Annotated in this window: 13 protein-coding genes; 7 read left to right on the forward strand and 6 right to left on the reverse strand. The window is 63.9% G+C overall.

The window, feature by feature from the left end; all coding sequences use genetic code 11:
- Both Q0L94_RS13245 and Q0L94_RS13250 read left to right on the forward strand, forming a co-directional pair.
- The coding region (locus tag Q0L94_RS13245) for a DsrE/DsrF/DrsH-like family protein (RefSeq protein WP_296753920.1) at positions 1-253 on the forward strand (253 nt) is incomplete at its 5' end.
- Positions 254-462: 209 nt separating this feature from the next.
- On the forward strand, positions 463-1,728 hold the full coding sequence (locus tag Q0L94_RS13250; protein WP_296753921.1) for an outer membrane protein transport protein: 1,266 nt from the start codon (positions 463-465) through the stop codon (positions 1,726-1,728).
- Positions 1,729-1,866: 138 nt separating this feature from the next.
- On the opposite strand, the gene Q0L94_RS13255 is transcribed toward Q0L94_RS13250, so the two are convergent.
- The 4 genes from Q0L94_RS13255 to Q0L94_RS13270 all read right to left on the reverse strand — a co-directional run bounded on the left by Q0L94_RS13255 (position 1,867) and on the right by Q0L94_RS13270 (position 7,185).
- Complete coding sequence (locus tag Q0L94_RS13255; protein ID WP_296753922.1) at positions 1,867-4,635, reverse strand: valine--tRNA ligase; 2,769 nt, start codon at positions 4,633-4,635, stop codon at positions 1,867-1,869.
- Positions 4,636-4,728: 93 nt separating this feature from the next.
- A complete protein-coding gene (locus Q0L94_RS13260; RefSeq protein WP_296753924.1) occupies positions 4,729-5,226 on the reverse strand; it encodes a hypothetical protein in 498 nt (165 codons plus the stop codon).
- Positions 5,223-5,663 (reverse strand): DNA polymerase III subunit chi, encoded by a 441-nt coding sequence (locus tag Q0L94_RS13265; protein WP_296753926.1) that lies wholly within the window; start codon positions 5,661-5,663, stop codon positions 5,223-5,225. The genes Q0L94_RS13260 and Q0L94_RS13265 overlap by 4 nt, the downstream gene beginning before the upstream one ends.
- Positions 5,664-5,673: 10 nt before the next feature.
- Positions 5,674-7,185 (reverse strand): leucyl aminopeptidase, encoded by a 1,512-nt coding sequence (locus Q0L94_RS13270; protein ID WP_296753927.1) that lies wholly within the window; start codon positions 7,183-7,185, stop codon positions 5,674-5,676.
- Positions 7,186-7,290: 105 nt separating this feature from the next.
- Here Q0L94_RS13270 and lptF point away from each other — a divergent pair, with 105 nt between their 5' ends.
- From lptF to Q0L94_RS13285, 3 genes are read left to right on the forward strand one after another with little or no spacing between them, the layout of a single operon-like run.
- Entirely contained in the window at positions 7,291-8,370 is a 1,080-nt protein-coding gene (gene lptF / locus Q0L94_RS13275; RefSeq protein ID WP_296753929.1) for an LPS export ABC transporter permease LptF, read from the forward strand.
- Positions 8,367-9,440, forward strand: coding sequence for an LPS export ABC transporter permease LptG (lptG, locus tag Q0L94_RS13280; RefSeq protein WP_296753931.1), 1,074 nt, complete (start codon positions 8,367-8,369; stop codon positions 9,438-9,440). Before lptF ends, lptG begins: the two co-directional genes overlap by 4 nt.
- Positions 9,441-9,445: 5 nt before the next feature.
- On the forward strand, positions 9,446-10,231 hold the full coding sequence (locus tag Q0L94_RS13285) for a ferritin-like domain-containing protein (protein WP_296753933.1): 786 nt from the start codon (positions 9,446-9,448) through the stop codon (positions 10,229-10,231).
- A gap of 5 nt (positions 10,232-10,236) precedes the next feature.
- Here Q0L94_RS13285 and Q0L94_RS13290 read toward each other — a convergent pair whose 3' ends face one another.
- Positions 10,237-10,707 carry a hypothetical protein gene (locus Q0L94_RS13290; RefSeq protein ID WP_296753934.1) on the reverse strand — a complete coding sequence of 157 codons (471 nt, stop codon included), beginning with the start codon at positions 10,705-10,707 and terminating at the stop codon, positions 10,237-10,239.
- The gene (locus Q0L94_RS13295; RefSeq protein WP_296753936.1) at positions 10,704-11,822 is read right to left on the reverse strand and encodes a cupin domain-containing protein; all 1,119 of its coding nucleotides are present in this window, start codon (positions 11,820-11,822) and stop codon (positions 10,704-10,706) included. Before Q0L94_RS13295 ends, Q0L94_RS13290 begins: the two co-directional genes overlap by 4 nt.
- A gap of 74 nt (positions 11,823-11,896) precedes the next feature.
- On the opposite strand from Q0L94_RS13295, the gene Q0L94_RS13300 reads away from it, so the two are divergent.
- Positions 11,897-12,376, forward strand: coding sequence for a peroxiredoxin (locus tag Q0L94_RS13300; protein WP_296753937.1), 480 nt, complete (start codon positions 11,897-11,899; stop codon positions 12,374-12,376).
- Positions 12,373-12,855 (forward strand): peptidylprolyl isomerase, encoded by a 483-nt coding sequence (locus Q0L94_RS13305; protein WP_296753939.1) that lies wholly within the window; start codon positions 12,373-12,375, stop codon positions 12,853-12,855. Before Q0L94_RS13300 ends, Q0L94_RS13305 begins: the two co-directional genes overlap by 4 nt.
- The last annotated feature ends 179 nt before the right edge of the window (positions 12,856-13,034 follow it).

Genomic DNA, 13,034 nt, shown 5'->3' on the forward strand with positions numbered 1-13,034 from the left:
CCAGGCGATCATCCCCGGCTATGAGAACGTGGCGACGGCGCTGATGAAGCAGACCATCGCCAACAACGGCGTGGCGACGATCCCCGACCTGCGCGAGCTCTGCCAGGAAGCCGACGTCAAGTTCATCGCCTGCCAGATGACCGTCGAGCTGTTCGGCTTCGAGCATTCCGACTTCATCGACGGTCTCGAGTACGGCGGCGCCGCCACCTTCTTCGAATTTGCGGGTGAAACCGATATCTGCCTGTTTATTTAAGAAGCGCCATCCGACCGACAGATTGCAGCACGATGAAAAAAGAGCCGAGTTGATCCGGCTCTTTTTTTGTGTGTCTTTTGTACCACACCCCGTCCGGTTTTTTAGGCTGCCGGACTGGGCTTGCTTGTCTAAGCTCCAGCACGGGCGTAGCCTTTGGTCGGGTCATTCAAAAAATCTATCTGTAGTAATTTTACCAAGAGGAGACATCAATGAAGTTCACGCGCGTATTCGCATTCATGGCGCTGGCGGGTCTGGCCGGCAGCGCCTACGCCACCAACGGTTATTTTTCGCACGGCTACGGCATGAAGGCCAAGGGCATGGCCGGGGCGGCCACCGCGACGCACGACGATGCCTTCTTTGGCGCGAACAACCCTGCGGCAGCGGCTTTTGTTGGTAACCGCATTGATCTTGGTGCCGATCTGTTCAGCCCGATTCGCGAGGCTTCGAATGCGGGGGACTTTGGTGCGCCGGTCTCTTCCGAGAGCGATTCCAACTATCACCTGATTCCCGAGTTCGGCTACAACCGCATGATCAACCCCAATCTGGCCTTGGGCGTGACTGTGTATGGCAACGGTGGCATGAATACTGACTACCCGGCTTTGGGCGGCGCGTTCGGCACGATGAACATTCTGGGCGGGCAAGGGGCGCTTGGCGTTGACCTGATGCAATTGGTCATTGCACCGACCGCAGCCTACAAGATTGCACCCAACCATTCGCTCGGTATTTCCCCGTTGATTGGTTACCAGCGCTTTGCGGCGACAGGTGCTCAACCGTTTGCCAACTTCTCTGCTTCGCCTACCAAGGTCAGCAACAACGGCCATGACGATGCCTTTGGCTTCGGTGTGCGCGTTGGCTATTTGGGCAAGATTACCCCGACCGTTACTATCGGTGCGGCTTACGCGTCCAAGATCGATTTCGATGAATTCGATGATTACGCTGGCCTCTTCGCTGAACAGGGCGACTTTGATCTTCCTGAAAACTACAATTTGGGCGTGGCTTGGCAAGCGACCCCGGTGCTGAAATTGGCACTTGATTATCAGCGCATCAACTACAGCGGTGTTGCGTCCGTCGGCAACCCTGTGACTAATTTGCTCGTCCTGAATCAGCCGATGGGTTCTGCAAATGGTCCCGGCTTCGGTTATTCCGATGTCGATGTGTGGAAGCTGGGTGTCGAATACAAATACAGCCCGAAGCTGACCCTGCGTGCAGGCTACAGCCATAATGACAATCCCATCAGCGCTAACGATATGGGTGAGGTCATGCTGAACATCCTGGCGCCAGCAGTGATCGAAGACCACGTTACGCTGGGCTTCACTTACACGTTGGCCTCTGGCGATGAAGTCACGATGGCTTACATGCATGGCTTCGAGAACGATGTAAGCGCAGCTCGCCCGGGTGCTCCCTTTGGTACCAATGTGGACACCATCCAGATGTATCAGAACTCGCTGGGTATCCAGTACAGCTGGAAGATGTAATTCCCTGCAGTCCTGATAGGCTGCTTAAAACCGGGGGCATGCCCCCGGTTTTTTTTTATGCAAGTTTGTTGTCGGAAAGAAAGATGCCGGCAACAAAAAAGCGCGGAAGAACCACGCTTTTTTGTTGGAGACAATCGGTCAGCCGAGCCGTGCGTGCTGGGCTTCCAGCTTGATTAGCATGCTGCCGAAATCGGCCAGGCGGGCCTTTTCCTGCTCGACCACCGCCGCAGGCGCGCGGTCGACGAAGCTGGGGTTGGCCAGCTTGCCCTGCGCCTTCTTGATCTCGCCCTGGATGCGGGCGATTTCCTTGGCCAGGCGCGCGCGTTCGGCGTCCTTGTCGATTTCCACCACCAGCATCATCCGCATCTCGCCGACCAGGGCGACCGGGGCGTCGGCGTCTGCAAGCGCCGCGACGGCGCTGACCTCGCTGAGCTTGCCGAGCGCGGCGATGTAGGGCGCCAGTGCCTTGATCGCGGCAGCGTCGCCTTCGATCACCAGCGGCACGCGCTGCGCGGGAGAGAGGCTCATTTCGCTGCGCAGGGTACGGCAGGCGCTGACCAGTTCCTTCAGTAGCTGGATGCGCGCGACGCTGTCGGGGTGGCGCTGCGCTTCGTCGACCTGCGGATAGGGGGCGAGCATGATGCTGTCGCCGGCGACGGCAGCGAGCGGCGCGACCTTCTGCCATAGTTCCTCGGTGATGAAAGGAATGATGGGGTGGGCGAGACGCAGCGTGGTTTCGAGCACGCTGGCCAGGGTGCGGCGGGTGGCGCGCTGCTGCTCCGGCGTGCCGGTGTTCAGTTGCACCTTGGCGAGTTCCAGGTACCAGTCGCAGTATTCGTCCCAGACGAATTCATAGACCGCGCGCGCGGCCTGGTCGAAGCGGTAGATGGCGAAACTCTCGCGCACTTCGGCGACGGCCTGCTGCAGCCGGGAGACGATCCAGCGGTCGGCGTCCGAATAGTCGAACTGGCCCTCTCCCCCGCTTGCGGGGGAGGGGAGGAAATCGTGGCCTTCCAGGTTCATCAGCGCGAAGCGGGTGGCGTTCCACAGCTTGTTGCAGAAGTTGCGGTAGCCCTCGGCGCGCTGCAGGTCGAACTTGATGTCGCGGCCGTGCGTGGCCAAGCTCGCGAAGGTGAAGCGCAGGGCATCGGTGCCGTAGGCGGCGATGCCCTCGGGGAATTCGCGGCGGGTGCGCTTCTCGATGCCGGCGGCCTGTTTGGGGTTCATCAGGCCCTGGGTGCGCTTGGCGACCAGATCGTCGATGCCGATGCCGTCGATGAGATCGATGGGGTCGAGCACGTTGCCCTTCGACTTGCTCATTTTCTGGCCTTCGGAGTCGCGCACCAGGCCGGTGACGTACACCTCGCGGAACGGCAGCTTGCCGGTGAAGTGCAGCGACATCATGACCATGCGGGCGACCCAGAAGAAGATGATGTCGAAGCCGGTGACCAGCACCGAAGTTGGCAGGTAGCGTTCGAGCTCCGGCGTCTGATCCGGCCAGCCCAGCGTCGAAAACGGCCACAGCGCGCTGGAGAACCAGGTGTCGAGGACGTCGTTGTCCTGCGTCAGTTCGCGGCCGCCGGCCTGCTTCCTGGCTTCTTCTTCGGAATATGCGACGTAGAAGTTGCCGTCGGCGTCGTACCACGCGGGGATGCGGTGGCCCCACCACAGCTGGCGCGACACGCACCAGTCCTGGATGTTTTCCAGCCACTGGCGATAGGTGGTGGTCCAGTTCTCCGGCACGAATTTCAGCTCGCCGGTATCGACCGCGGCAAGGCCCTGCCTGGCCAGGCCTTCCATGCTCATGAACCACTGGTCGGTGAGCATCGGCTCGATCACTGCGTGGGTGCGGTCGCCGCGCGGGATCATCAGCTTGTGCGGCTTGGCCGACACCAGCAGGCCCTTTGCCTGCAGTGCGTCGAGCAGTTTCTGGCGCGCGTCGTAGCGGTCGAGGCCCTGGTATTCGGTGGGGCAGAGGTCGTTCATTTTCGCGTCGAGCGTCAGCACGCTGATCGCCGCCAGCTTGTGGCGCTGCCCCACCTGCCAGTCGTTGAAATCGTGCGCCGGGGTGATCTTGACCACGCCGGTGCCGAATTCACGGTCGACGTAGTCGTCGGCGATCACGGGGATGCTGCGCTCGGCGACCGGCAGGCGCACGTGCTTGCCGATGAGATGCTTGTAGCGCTCGTCGTCAGGGTGCACCGCGACGGCGGAGTCGCCGAGCAGGGTTTCCGGGCGGGTGGTGGCGACGGTCAAATATTCGGGGCCGTCCTTGTGCCCTTCAGGGTATTCCAGCGGATAGTTGATTTCCCAGATGAAGCCGTCTTCTTCGGCGCTGACGACTTCGAGGTCGGATACCGCGGTTTGCAGCACCGGGTCCCAGTTCACCAGCCGCTTGCCGCGGTAGATGAGCCCCTCGCGGTAGAGCCGCACGAACACTTCGGTGACGGCCTTCGACAGGCCGGCATCCATGGTGAAGCGCTCGCGGCTCCAGTCCGGGCTGGTGCCGAGCCGCCGCATCTGCTGGGTGATGGTGGAGCCGGAGTGCTCCTTCCACTCCCACACCTTGTCGAGGAATTTCTCGCGGCCGAGGTCGTGGCGCGACACGCCCTGCGCGTCGAGCTGGCGTTCCACCACGATCTGGGTGGCGATGCCGGCGTGGTCGGTGCCGGGTTGCCACAGGGTGTTGTCGCCCGCCATGCGGTGATAGCGGGTGAGCGCGTCCATCAGGGTGTGCTGGAAAGCGTGCCCCATGTGCAGCGTGCCGGTGACGTTGGGCGGCGGCAGCATGATGCAGTAGGCGGGGGCGTCGGGCGCGTCGCCGGCCTTGAAGTAGCCGGCGCTTTCCCACTGGGCGTACCAGCGCTTTTCGATGTCAGCCGGTTCGAAGGATTTGGCGAGTTCCATGGCGTGCGGGCAAAGGGTTGATTATCCCAAAAAAGACTGGGACAGGCCCCAAAAATCATCGGGACGGGCCACAAAACGCGGCCGCATGCGGTTTCAGGTCGATGGGTCGCGCGGCTGCCTGAGTTTCTCCGCGACGGCGTCGCGCACGATTTCGCGCACGTTGACATCGAGCTGCGAGAGCAGGGTCGCCACGGTCTGGTCGAGGTTCTTGCGCAGTTCGGCGGCGACCTGTTTTTCCATCACTTCCGACAATCGGGGCGCGAGTTCGCTCATCAGTTGCTCGGCCAGGGTGTCGCTCACGGTGGTCGGATGCACTTCAATCGCGGACGCTGCAGGTTCGGCGCGCGGGGCTTCGGGTTCGACCATCTGCACAGCCGGAGGCGCGGGTTCGGTCGCAGGCGCGGAGGCGCGTGGGGGCATGCCACGTTCGATGACCTGGGTCAGAACCGGCAGCCAGGCATTGGGCGGAGCGGTCTGTTCAGCGGATGGCCCGGATACGGACGCGGGCGGCGACTCGCTGTCGCTCTCGGCGCCACCGCGATGCTTTTTCAGCAGCGCGTCCATTTTGCTCAGGATCGGACTGTCGCTCATCGGGTCTCCTGGCCGGCGTGCTGGCGCAGGTCGTGCGTTTGCAGAGCGTAGCCGCGCGTCTGATAAAAACGGTAGCGCGCGCGCCCCTGCTCGCGCCCGGCTTCGTCCTGGCCGACGATTTCGACCAGGCGCTCGAAGCGGGCAAAGGCGGGTGGCTGTTCGCGGTGCAGGTTGATCATCACGTCTGCCTGGCGCAGGGCGTCGGCGTCGGTGCCGATCAGCACCGGCGTCTCGCTTGCCAGCGGGTCGGCGTCGCGGCAGTGCGGCACGAAGCCCAGCGCGGGCGCGCTCCACAGCAGACGGTCGATGGCGTCGGCAATCGCCGGGTCGGGCGCGTAAATCATCACCTGCTTGCCCTGGCCGTGCGCCTTGGCGGCGACGCGGCGGGCGACGTCGAGCGGGTTGTCGGCAAAGGTGTAGAAGGTGATTTCGGTCACTGCCGGCGGCTTATTTCTGGGCGCGGTTCAGGAGGAAGTGCACCAGCAGCGACACCGGGCGGCCGGTCGAGCCCTTTTCGCGGCCGCCTTTCCAGGCGGTGCCGGCGATGTCGAGGTGCGCCCAATGGTATTTCCTGGCGAAGCGCGACAGGAAGCAGGCGGCGGTGATCGAGCCGGCCGGGCGGCCGCCGATGTTGGCCACGTCGGCGAGGCTGCTCTTCAGCTGCTCCTGGTAGTCGTCCCACAGCGGCATGCGCCAGACGCGGTCCCAGGTGTGGTCGGCGGCGTGCTCGATTTCGCGCGCCAGCGGATCGTGGTTGCTGTAGAGCGCGCTGGGGTGGGCGCCGAGTGCGATCACGCAGGCGCCGGTGAGGGTGGCCAGGTCGACCACCGCGTCGGGCTCGAAGCGCTCGGCGTAGGTCAGGGCGTCGCACAGGATGAGGCGGCCTTCGGCGTCGGTGTTGAGAATCTCGATGGTCTGGCCGGACATCGAGGTGACGATGTCGCCCGGCTTGTTGGCGTTCGCATCCGGCATGTTCTCGCAGGCCGGGATGAGGCCGACGACGTTGAGCGCAAGCCCCAGTTCGCCGATGGCGCGGAAGGCGCCGATGACCGCGCCGCCGCCGCTCATGTCGTAGTTCATCTCGTCCATTTCGGCCGGCGGCTTGAGCGAAATGCCGCCGGCGTCGAAGGTGACCGCCTTGCCGACCAGCACCACCGGCTTGTCGCCCTTGGCGCCGCCTTCATGCTTCAGCACGATGAAGCGCGGCGGCTTGTCGCTGCCCTTGCCGACCGACAGGAAGGAGCCCATGCCGAGCTTGTCGCAGGCGGCATAGTCGAGGATCTCGCTGCGGAAGCCGTAGGCCTTGGCCAGCTTTTGCGCCTGGCCGGCCAGGTATTCGGGGGTGCATATGTTGGACGGCGTGTTGCCCAGGTCCTTGGCCAGGCCGATGCCACGGGCAATCGCCAGGCCGCGTGCCAGGCCGACCTCGCCATACTTGAGTTCGCCGCGCCGCGAAACGGCGAAGACCACGCGCTTGAGCGGGCGGCGTGCCTCGCTCGGCTTGCTCTTCATGCGGTCGAAACGGTACAGCGCATCGTGGGCGCTGATCACCGCCTGTTCGATGTTCCAGGTGACGTCGCGCTTCCTGACCGGGATTTCGCTGAGGGTGACGGTAGCTTCCATCGAGCCGGTGTCGCGCAGGGTCTTCACTGCGCTGGCGATGGCGTCGCGGTAGGCTTTTTCGTGGAACTCGCGTTCCTTGCCGAGGCCGACCAGCAGGATGCGGTCGGCCAGAATGTTGGGTACCTTGTGCAGCAGCAGCGTGCTGCCGGCCTTGCCTTCCATGTCGCCGCCGCGCAGGATGTCCGACAGATAGCCGTCGCTGGCGCGGTCGATGTCGATTGCCGGGGCCGACAGCTTGCGGCTCTCGAACACGCCGACGACGACGCAGGCGGTGCGCTGCTTTTCGGGCGCGCCGCTTTTTATGCTAAATTCGAGTTCGATTTCCTTGTTTTCCATGTCTGTGCTCAAAAAAATACGATTTGCCGGTCGGACGATTATTGGCGCAGCCGCAGTGGAATGTCAAAAGCATATTCGTGTCCCGAATGACCCCCGGATAGTTGCATGCTCTACCGTCGTGCACTGACCCGCGAAATGGGCCTTACCACCGGCGCCGTGCTGACGGTGCTGATCGCGATTGCGCTGGTGATCCTGTTCATCCGCCTGCTCGGCGACGTGGCGCGGGGCGAGCTCGCCAATCAGGCGGTATTTGCCTTTCTCGGCTTCTCGCTGCTGTATTTTCTGCCGGTATTGATGACGATCGCGCTGTTCGCCGGCGTACTGCTGCCGCTGTCACGCATGTGGCGCGACAGCGAAATGGTCATCTGGCTCAATGCCGGGCTGTCGCTCACGCAATGGATGCGGCCGGTATTGACGTTCGCCGTGCCGTTTTCGCTGGTGATCCTGTTGCTGACGCTGGTGCTCAATCCGTGGGCGCAGGCCAAGAAAAGCGAATACCGCCAGGATTTGCGCAGCCGCAGCGAAAGCTCCCTGATCGCCCCCGGACTGTTTGCCGAATCCAGCATCGGCCAGCGCGTTTATTACGTCGAATCGCTCAACCCGCTGACCGGCATCGTGCGCAACGTGTTCATGCAGTCGCGCATCGACGGCCAGCTTGGCCTGGTGGTGGCGCGCGAAGGCAACCACACCCAGCTGCCCGACGGTTCGCGCTACCTGGTATTCAAGGATGGACGCCGCTATGAAGGCATCCCCGGCCAACTCGACTACCGCATCGTGCAGTTCGAACGCTACTGGATGCGGCTCGACCCGGTGGCTGCCGGTGACAAGGTAACCGGCATCCGGCAGACGCCGCCGGGCGAGCTGATCGGCGATGCGTCGCCCGCGGCGCGCGCCGAGCTGTTGTGGCGGCTGGGCGTTCCGCTCAGTGCGCTGATTCTTGCCGTGATGGCGATTCCCCTCAGCTTCGTCAACACGCGCGCGCGCCGCTCCTACGGGCTGGTGATCGCGCTGCTGCTGTATTTCGTCTACAACAACCTGCTGTCGCTGGCGCAGGCCTGGGTGGCGCAGGGCAGGCTCAATCCGTGGGTGGGAATGCTGTCACCGCATCTGTTGATGCTGCTCGCCGTGGCTGCCCTGTTTTACGTGCGTGCGCGCCAGTATGGCGCGCGCCGGAAACGGCCATGAAGCTGCTGGCGCGCTACCTCGCGCAGCAGGTGCTGGTGGCCACCGGATTCCTGCTGCTCGCGCTGCTGGTGCTGTTTGCCTTTTTCGACGTGATGGAGGAACTCGGCAGCCTGGGCCGCAACAACTATGGCTTGGGGCAGGCGGCCGTGGTGGTGCTGCTCAGCATGCCCGGGCATCTGTATGAAATCCTGCCGGTGGCGGCGCTGATCGGAACGCTGTTTGCGCTCTCGCGCCTGGTGGGTAATTCGGAATACGCGGTCATGCGCGTGTCGGGCCTGTCCAACTGGCGGGTGGCGGGGTATTTCGCGGTAATCGGCGCGCTGCTCGCGCTGCTGGCGCTGCTGGTCGGCGAATACGTGACCCCGTGGTCGGATCAGACCGCGCAGCGCTACAAACTGTCGGCCACCCGTTCGGTGGTGGCGCAGCAGTTCCGCTCCGGGCTGTGGGTCAAGGACGGCACGGCGTTCATCAACGTGCGCGAAGTGATGCCCGACAATACCCTGCGCGGTATCGAAATTTACGGCTTCGATGCCGGCGGCCGCCTCGGCTGGATCCGCGCCGCCGCCGAGGCCAGCTGGCACGGCAACCAGACCTGGAGCCTGCAGCAAGTGGTGGAAACGCGCTTCGACACCGATGGTATCCGTGCCATCCGCAGCGCGCGCCAGGACTGGCAGTCGGTACTGACGCCCGACATTCTGAGCGTGCTGCTGGTGGCGCCGGAGAAAATGTCGGCGCGCACCCTCTGGCGCTATGTGGCGCATCTCAAGGAAAACGGCCAGAAAGCCACGCGTTACGAACTTGCCCTGTGGACGAAATTTCTCAGCCCGTTCGTCATCCCGATCATGATGCTGATCGCCATGCCGTTTGCCATCCAGGGGCCGCGTTCCGGCGGCACCAGCAGCAAGATTTTCATCGGCATTCTGGCCGGCCTCGGCTTTCATTTGCTGAGCCGGCTGTTCGGCCATCTCGGCCTGCTGAACGACTGGCCTGCGGTGGTGGTATCGATCCTGCCGCTGCTGATCTTCCTGGCCATCGCGCTGATGGGCATCCGGTGGGTGGACCGGCGCTAGACTCGTTGCCCGGGCGGCTCGCTGCCTGCCTGCAAGCGAGCGAGCCGGCGGCCAAGCTCGCCTGCGTGCATGCGCTGCAGGCAGACTGGCAGGCCGGGCGCGTGGACCCTGCTCCGCACGCGACACGCATGCCAATCGGACAGCCGGGGCATCCCGAAAAACCGCTGCAGGTCGCGCCGCAGAAGGTGCCGCGCCGCCGCGCCGACACGCTGCCCGGCCGCGCGGCGCTCATCCATGCATTGGCGCATATCGAATTCAATGCGATCAATCTGGCGCTCGACGCCGCCCATCGTTTTGCCGGTATGCCGGCCGCGTATTACGCCGACTGGCTGTGCGTGGCGGACGAGGAGGCGCTGCATTTCGCGTTGCTGAACACCCACCTGGCTACGCTGGGATATGCCTACGGCGATTTTCCGGCGCACAACGGCCTGTGGGACATGGCGCTGAAAACCGCGCACGACCCGTTGGTGCGCATGGCGCTGGTGCCGCGCGTGCTGGAAGCGCGCGGGCTCGACGCCACGCCGCTGATCGTCGACAAGCTCCGCGCTGCGAACGACACGCGCATGGTCGAGATCCTCGCCGTCATCGAGCGCGACGAAATCGGCCATGTCGCCATCGGCAGCCGCTGGTTCGGCTGGCTGTGCGCGGCGCGCGGTCTGCAGCCCGAAACGACGTTCCGCCAGTTGCTGGTCGATTACGACGCGCCGCCGCTGAAACCGCCGTTCAATCTGGCGGCGCGCCGAAAGGCCGGCTTCAGCGAGCCCGAGCTGGCCTGGCTAAGCACGCTCTAGTTTTCTTACAAGCCCAGTGTGGTCGCCGACACGCCGGCTGGCGCGCGCTGCCACATGCCTTCGAAATCCTGATGCAGCGCCACGGCGCTGGCGGGGTCGTCCGGATGCAGGATGCCGTGCACCGCCGCCTTGTCGGCGCGCAGCAGCACGCCGTGGCGGTCGGCCAGTACGAATGCCTGGCCGGGGCGCGGTGCGTCGGGATCGGCCTGGCGGATTTCGAGGACATGGCCGAAATCGCGCAGCAGCTGCATCAGACGGGGATGCTCGCGTGCGACGCGGCCGATGTCGTCGAGCAGCAGCTCGATGCGGCGCCCGCCGCCAGCCACACACAGCGCGCGCAGAGCCGCGTGGCGGGGGGCGTGGTCGAGGTCGAACAGACTCAGGTCGTGGTCGTACAGGCGCAGCCGGCGCTGTGTGGCGGCCAGCAGTGCGTCGAACGCGGCGCGGAGTTCAGCCGGGGTTTCAAGGGCATTCATTCGGCGCCGATCTCCAGCCAGCCGGCCAGGTACCAGTCATACAGGCGCTTGCGCAGCGCGGCCGGCAGCGGCGCGGGGTGACGGCGCCGGTCGGCCAGTTGCCGCAGCGCGACGGTTTCGCCGGCCTGCGGCGTGAACGCCTCGCCGTTGATGAAAAAGCGTTTGCCGGCGAACAGCAGGCGCGACCTGGGATCGAGCGCCACGCCGGTCTTGCCCGCCTGTTTGCCGAAGGCGGCTTGGCTGAGCGGGGTGTCCGGCGGGTTGAAAAACACATTCGGCTTGGGTTCGGACAAATAGCGCCCGGCAAACTCGGCGATGTCGCGTTTGGTCCATTTGATGCGGGCGATCATGCCTTCGATTTGCGTCAGCATCGCGCGGCCGATTTCGCCGGGATGGGTTTGCCGGCGCAGGTCGGGATCGGCGTAGCGACCTTCCAGCGCGAGCGTGTCCTGCAGATGCATCAGGAAGCCATGCGCCAGTTCTTCGGTGGCGGGGGCGCGGAAACCGATCGAATACGTCATGCAGGCATCCACGGCGACGCCGTAGTGCGCGACGTGCGGCGGCAGGTAGAGCATGTCGCCGGGGCCGAGCAGCCATTCGTCCTCCGCCTTGAAGCGGCGCAGGATTTTCAGCGGCGCATCGTCCAGCAACGCCAGATCGCTTTGCGTGCCGATCTGCCAGCGGCGGTGCCCCTGGCCCTGCAGCAGAAAAACGTCGTACGAATCGAAATGCGGTCCGACGCTGCCGCCGGGCACGGCGTAGCTCGCCATCAAATCGTCGAGGCGGGCGTGCGGAATGAAATCGAAGCGCGCCAGCAGCGCATCGGCTTCGGGCAGCACATGGTTGAGCGACTGCACCAGCAGGGTCCACTCGGTTTTTGGCAGGCGCCTGAAATCGCTTTTCCTGAACGGGCCATGGTCGAGTTGCCAGCGGGTGCCGCTGCCCTGGATCAGCCGCGACTCGACGTCGTCGCGGCAGGCCAGTTGCCGCATCTCGGCGGGCGACAGCAGGCCGGTAAAGTCAGGTATCGCGTTGCGGATCAGCAGCGGGCGTTTGTGCCAGATCTCGCGCAGGAAGCGGGCGGGGCTGAGGCCGCCAAGCAGGGGGGTCGTCATGGGCGGAATTATAACGGTGCGATTGGATGCCCCCCTGTTAGAATGCTGCCGAAAAATACGCGGCGGAGCTGCCCATGTTGAAAGCTGGAGATCGCGCGCCGGATTTTTCCAACCCGGATGCGGACATGAATATCGTCGAACTGTCCCAGTTCCAGGGGAAAATCCTGGTGCTGTATTTTTACGTGCGCGACGACACGCCCGGATGCACCGCCGAAGCGATCGAATTTTCCGAACTGGAGAACGATTTCGCCGGGCTGGGGGCCAGCGTGCTCGGGGTGTCGCGCGACGACTGCATCAGGCATGGCGAGTTTCGCGACAAACACGGCATCAGTGTGCGCCTGTTGGCCGACAAGGAACAAACGACCTGCGCAGCCTATGGCGTGCTGCAGGACAAGGAGGTGGACGGCGTCATGCGCAAGAGCATGACGCGTTCCACCTTCGTCATCGACAAACAGGGCGTCATCCGTCACGCACTGTACGGCGTTTCCAGCCGCGGGCACGCGGCGGAAGTGCTGCAACTGGTTGCTTTAATGAGCAAAGGGGAACTCAATTGAATATCGGCAAGGACACCGTCGTCACCATCACTTACATCGTCCGCGACATGGAAGGCGCGCTGCTGGAGGAGAGCGACGAACCGGTCAGCTACCTGCACGGCGGCTACGACAACATCTTCCCGCTGGTGGAGCAGGCACTGGAAGGCAAGGCGGTGGGCGACCAAATCGACCTCAAGCTGCAGCCGGCCGATGCCTTCGGCGAATACGAGGAAGATCTGGTGCGGCTGGAACCGCGCGACGCCTTCCCTGACGATATCGAGGTCGGCATGCAGTTCGTCGGTTCGCCGGTCGACGGCAGCGAGGAAATGCTCTACACCGTGACCGAGATCGCCGAAGACAAGGTGGTGGTCGACGGCAACCACCCCTATTCGGGGCAGTCGGTGCATTTCCAGTGTGTGGTGGCCGAAGTGCGTGCCGCCTCGCCGGACGAGGTTTCGCACCGCCACGCGCATGGCGCCCACGGCCATCACCATCATTGAGCAAACTGCACGGTAAATAACGCCGGACTGCTAAAATGCCCGGCTAACCTGTGTTCTGTGACAGCCTGATGAAGACCGCCGATGAAAACCACTTTCCTCGATTTTGAGCAGCCGATTGCCGAACTCGAAGCCAAGATCGAAGAACTGCGCTTCGTGCAGGACGACTCCGCGCTGGACAT

Source organism: Thiobacillus sp. (assembly GCF_024708915.1).